The following is a 6,678-nucleotide window of genomic DNA, read 5'->3' on the forward strand; positions in this document are numbered from 1 at the left end:
CAAAAACTTTGGATGCCTCGACATGGCTGTGTCCCTCTTTGATGTAATTTAATGCTCGTTGTTTAAAATCTGTACTATATGCCATAGCTTTATTATAACATGTATTTTATAAACTAAGTAACTATATTGAACACTAAGTAGGAATTCGAACAGAAATTTATATGTATATATTAAAAGTCTTTCGTTATTAAATATTCTTCTAAAATGCATATTATACATTTTGGGGATAGAGTTTTAGAGCATCGTTATTCTTGCTATAAATCCTTTAGTATGGTATACTGGTAGCGTTACTAGTAATGTGGGGAAGTCCATTTTTTTTCTGGAAAAAGTCAACAAACTTACATATTATTAGTTAAAATGTTTAAAAAAGGAGAACTTATCACATGATAAGAAGAGAGCAACAACGATTTTCTTTAAGAAAATATAAAGTTGGGGTCGCATCAGTTTTTTTAGGAACGACCCTTAGCTTCATGATGGCTAATGGTGGTGCGGTAAATGCTGCTGAGATTGTAGCACAAACAGCAGCTTCTGCTGGGAATACTGAACAAGTCGAAAAGGAAAAGTTGACAGAGGCATCCACGGATGTAGCAAATTCGGCTGTTTCTGAAACTTCAGAAGGTAAGCAAGAAACTTTAACATCTGAAGCTAAGCCTGAAGAAGTAAAATCAGAACCAACTGAAGTAAAATCAGAAGAAACAAAAGCTGAAAAAACTGAGGAAAAAACATCTCTTAGTTCGGAGGCAAAATCAGAGTCTTCTAAACCATCAGCAACTGATTCAAAAACAGTAGAAACTGTAGTAGCTAAGCCTAAGGCAACAGAAAAGTCTGAAAATAAAACTGAAGAAAAATCAGAGTCTAAAGCAGAACTTTCAGCTGTAACCGAGGCATCTAGCCTTGATACAAATGCTAGTGCAACTAATGTTGAAGCAAAATCACTAGTAGATACAGAAACACTAGCTTTGGCAGCTGAGAATACTGTAAATGCCGGTGCTTTAGCTACAAATGGTGGTCGTCGCCGTAATCGTCGTGCTGCAACTGACCATAACACAGAAGCAATAGCAACTACAACTACACTTAAAGATGGTGAAACAGCAGATCCAGATATGTCAGATCCTGTTGGTGCAACAGTTAAGTCCCAGGATGTACCTGCTGGTTATGAAAGAAAAGCTGGAGATTACTATACATTTAGTATCTTAGATCTTACAAGATTTAATAAACGTTACAATACCAACTACTACGTTCGTATCTATAAGAACTTTAGTGACTCAACTGATTCTGTCGTTGAACTAATCGATAAGAATACAGGTGATATTGTAGAAACAAAGACAATCACTGCAACAAGTGGTGTTCAGCAGTTCTCTACAACAACAGCTAAGTCAAACTCTGAGTTGACCTTCCAAGTTGACTATCAGACTTCTACAGCAGCAGATAAAACAGTTCAGCCTTTTCTACAAACAGGTTATAAGGTGGCTGATAGAATTGCATCGCTAGTAAATCCAGATCATGAACTTACACCGACAGAACAAGCACTTTTGACAGCTGTTTATAATGCTCGTACAACTACTGATGTTATGAACGTAGTAGAGCCTACCTATAATGGACGCACGATTACGGATAGTAACTTCAAAATTCCACGAGTTGTTACCAAAATCACTCACTATAAAGTAGTTGACAAAGCTAATCCTACCTATAATGCTAGTAAAACAGATACAACTGTTCAAGATTATGAGGCGAATGGTAATGAAGTTGAATTAGCTAAGTATACATTGACAGCTACAGAAGGTCAAAACTTCACTGCTTCAGGGAAACGTCAGTTTGCAGGTTACAAACTCTATCAAGAAGCTCCTGCTGATAGTATGACGGGTTATGTTTCTCGTCCATATGTTGTTGGGACTAAATTCATGGATGCGGAGCGTGCGGGTATCAAGCGTATCAAAGAAATCGTCGGAGAAGATGGTTCAGTTGTCGTTCGTGTCTATCTTCTTGATCCAAAGCAACAAAGCAAGCGTTCTGACGGTTCCTTAAGTACAGATGGCTATATGCTCCTTGCAGAAACCAAGCCTATAAAACCTGGAAAGGTAAACACAGAAGATTTAGTTGTTAAGAAGACACCTCTGTACACGATTCCTTTTACTGATAAAAATGGAGTAAACTATCCAAACGGTAAGGAAACTGCATTTGACTTCCAAAGAGCTGCAGGATACACACCTAAGAAAACAGTCTTTGTTCCTTTCCTTGGAGATAATATTGGACACCTTTCTCCAAACGAACAATTAGTAAGGGGAAATAACGGTATTGGTACCAACGTTGACTTGCTTAATGGATTGACGCCATATACGGAAACAGTTTTCTACTATGAAAAAGTAGATCCAGTAACCTACACTCCTGAAGTAAGTAAAGTTCTTGAAGGACGTACTTTAAATGATGGTGATTTTAGCTTTACCCTTAAACAAGAAGGTGGCACACATCAAGAAACAGTTACCAACAAAAATGGTAAGGCAACCTTTAGCCAACTAACATTCGAAAAACCAGGTACCTATACTTATAAGATTACGGAAGTTGCTGGTTCGGATAAGGACGTTGACTATGATGGTATGGAGGTTACTCTCACAGTTACCGTTACTCAAAATGCTCAGGATAAACTAGAAGTTGAAGCAGTTTATACATCAACAGGTGGTCATGCTGAGGGTGAGAATGACAAGGTCTTCAACAACTATGTTGTAGCTCCAGTTAAGACTAAGTTTGACTTTAGCAAGGCTCTAGCAGGTCGTGAGTTGAAAGCTGGCGAGTTTAGCTTTGTTCTTAAAGATTCAACAGGTAAGGTTCTTCAAACTAAGACAAATACTAAAGAAGGTGTTGTAGCCTTTGATGACTTGACATTTGACAAGACACAAGTTGGAACCCACAAGTATATTGTAGAAGAAGTTCAAGGTTCTGAATCAGGAATGACTTATGACCCAATGAAAGCTGAAGTAACGATCACTGTTACTAAAGAAGGTCACGTTCTTAAAGCAACAAATACACTTCCTGCAGATACAGAGTTCAACAATACCTTCACACCATCTCCTGTTAAAGTAAACCTTGAGTTTGATAAATCACTCTCAAATGGAGCCTTGAATGCTGGAGACTTCAGCTTTACCTTGACTGGTGCCAACAATGTTAGTGAAACAGTCACTAACAAGGCTAACGGTAAGATTAGCTTCAGTGAATTGTCATTTGACCAAGCAGGTGAATACAACTATACTGTTAAGGAAGTGAAGGGCAATAAAGCCGATGTAGACTACGATGCAATGACTATCGCAGTGAAAGTCACTGTTACAAAAGATGCAACTACAGGTCTTTTGTCAGCTAAGACTGAAATGACCTCAACAGGTGGTGAAGCAACTGGTGAAGATGATAAAGTCTTTAACAACCATGTAGTGGCACCAGTAACAGCTCAATTTGACTTCAGCAAAGCTCTTGCAGGCCGTAAACTTAAAGCTGGCGAATTCAGTTTTGTCTTGAAAGATTCTGAAGGAACTGTTCTTCAAACCAAGCAAAATGATGTTGATGGTAAAGTTAAGTTTGATGCTTTAACATTTACAAATGCTCAAGTTGGTGATCACAATTACACTGTAGAAGAAGTTATCCCTGAAACAAAAGAAGCTGGTATGACTTATGACACCATGAAGGCTAACGTGACAGTTACAGTTACCAAATCAGGTCATGCTCTTACTGCTGTAGCAGCACTTCCAGCAGATAAAGAATTTAACAATACCTTCACACCTGCTGCAGCACAAGCTCAATTCAAGTTTACTAAGAAACTTGAAGGTAAAGAGCTTACAAAAGATGCCTTCACATTTGAATTACTTGAAAATGGTAATGTCATCCAAACTAAGAAGAATGCGGCTGACGGAACTATCCAATTTGATGCAATCCCTTATGCTCAAGAAGGTACGCATACTTACACAGTACGTGAAGTAGCTGGAGCTGACACAAACATTGACTATGATTCAATGAATGCGGTAGTAACAGTAACTGTTACTAAGGATGCTACAACTGGTCTCTTGTCCGCAAAAGTGAGCATGCCAGAAGATTCAGAATTCAACAACTATGTAGTGGCACCAGTAGTTACTAAGTTCGACTTTACGAAGAAACTTGCAGGTCGTGCACTTCAAGCAGGTGAATTTAGCTTCGTATTGAAAGATTCAACTGGTAAAGAAATTGAAACTGTTACTAATAAAGAAGATGGAACAGTTACTTTCACTGAGTTGTCATTTGACAATACTAAAGTTGGTACACATACCTATACTGTTGAAGAAGTAATCCCAGCTTCAAAAGAGCTTGGAATGACTTATGACACAATGAAAGCAACCATTACAGTTGAAGTGTCTAAGAAAGGTCATGCCTTAACTACTGTAACGAATGTAACATCAACTGGCGGTGTGGATGCTGAGGGTGCATCAACTGATGGAACTGCTGATAAAGAATTTAACAACAAGGTTACTCCACCAGAAGCACCTCAATTCCAACCAGAGAAATTTGTTCTTAATAAAGAGAAATTTGACATTACAGGAACAAAACTTGTAGACGATGATGATGAATTGACTGACGAGTACACTGCTACAAATGCTAACCCATACGCAGATGGAACTTCAAACAACGAAGCAGAAAACATCAATACTAAGACTGTTGAACGTGGTGATAAATTAGTTTACCAAGTATGGTTGGATACTAAGAACTTCACTGACAAAAACAACATCCAATCTGTTGGTATCTCTGATACTTACGATGCAGATAAATTAACTGTTAACGCTGCTGATATTAAAGCATATGACAGTGAAACTGGGGATGACGTAACAGACAAGTTTGACATTAAGGTTGAAAATGGTGTCATTACAGCAACATCTAAGACTTCTGTAAACAAATCACTAGGTGATGTTGATAATACACAAGTTATCGATACAACTAAATTTGCATTTGGTCGCTACTATAAATTTGATATCCCAGCAACTGTTAAAGATGACGTTGCGGGTGGAGTGGATATTGAAAATAAAGCCAACCAAATCGTTCATGTTTATAACCCAGTAAGCAAATCTGTTGAAAAACCAGAAAAACCAACTCAAAAACGTGTAAACTCTGTACCAATCACTGCAGAATTCAACTTCACAAAACGTTTGGAAGGTCGTGAGCTTAAAGCTGGCGAATTTACATTCGAGTTGAAAGACAGCGACAATATTGTGATTGCGACTGCAACCAACGATGCAGATGGTAAGATTAAATTCTCTCCGGTAGAGTACACAAATAAAGCTGGTGAAAAAGTCACTGCCCTTAAATACAAGAAGGGTCAAGAAGGTACTTACACTTACTCTGTAACAGAGGTGAAAGGTACAGACGCAACTGTCACTTACGATACTATGAAGGCAGAAGTAACTGTAACAGTATCTCATGACGGTACAGCTAAAGCATTGGTTGCTAACGTAACTGAACCAGCTGATAAAGAGTTTAACAACGTCGTAACTCCTCCAGAAGAACCTAAGTTCCAACCAGAGAAATACGTTGTTTCTGAAGAGAAATTCGATATCACAGGCGACAAGCTCGTTGATGATGATAAAGAGTTGGCAGACAAGTACGCAGATACCAATGCGAACCCATATGCGGACGATGCATCAAACAACGAAGCTCAAAACTTGAACACCAAGACTGTGAAACGTGGCGACAAGTTGGTTTACCAAGTATGGTTGGATACAACTAAATTTGACGCAGCTAACAAGGACAACATCCAATCAGTAGGAATCTCAGATGACTACGATGAAGCTAAATTGGAACTTGATTCTACTAAGATCAAAGCTTACGATTCAGTAACAGGCGCAGAAGTAACAGATAAATTCGATATCACTGTGAACAACGGTGTGATCACTGCAACTCTTAAATCTGGCTTTACTAAGTCACTTGGAGACGCAGAAGATACTCAAATCATCGATACAACTAAGTTCGCATTCGGACGTTACTACAAGTTCGACATCCCAACAACAGTGAAAGCTGATGTACCTGGTGGTGTAGATATTGAAAATACTGCGGCTCAAGTAGTCAACTACTACAACCCAACTACTAAGAAAGTTGAAAAACCTGAAAAACCAACTGAAAAACGTGTAAACAACGTTCCAGTTGAAGTGGAATTCAACTTCACTAAACGCTTGGAAGGCCGTGAGCTTAAAGAAAACGAATTCAGCTTCGTTCTTAAAGATTCAGAAGGTAAGACTCTTGAAACTGTAAGCAACGATGCGGCTGGTAACGTTAAGTTCAAAGCTCTTGAATTCAAGAAAGGTCAAGAAGGCGTACACAACTACACTGTTGAAGAAGTAGCTGGAACAGACGCAACCGTTACATACGATACTATGAAAGCGAATGTAACAGTTACAGTGAAACACGATGGAACAGCTAAAGTTCTTATCGCAACTGTAGGCGACATTGCGGATAAAGAATTTAACAACGTCGTAACTCCTCCAGAAGAACCTAAGTTCCAACCAGAGAAATACGTTGTTTCTGAAGAGAAATTCGATATCACTGGTGACAAGCTCGTTGATGATGATAAAGAGTTGGCAGACAAGTACGCAGATACCAATGCGAACCCATATGCGGACGATGCATCAAACAACGAAGCTCAAAACTTGAACACCAAGACTGTGAAACGTGGCG

General features: G+C 38.8%; 2 protein-coding genes. One reads left to right on the top strand and one right to left on the bottom strand.

Going from position 1 to position 6,678, the window contains the following annotated elements; translation table 11 throughout:
• A partial coding sequence (locus PCY17_RS11795) for an IS630 transposase-related protein (protein WP_301393612.1) occupies positions 1 to 85 on the bottom strand: 85 nt, incomplete at its 3' end.
• A 298-nt stretch (positions 86 to 383) separates the two neighbouring features.
• On the opposite strand from PCY17_RS11795, the gene PCY17_RS11800 reads away from it, so the two are divergent.
• The coding region (locus PCY17_RS11800) for an FctA domain-containing protein (protein WP_301395700.1) at positions 384 to 6,678 on the top strand (6,295 nt) is incomplete at its 3' end.

The organism is Streptococcus sp. SO2 (assembly GCF_030440025.1).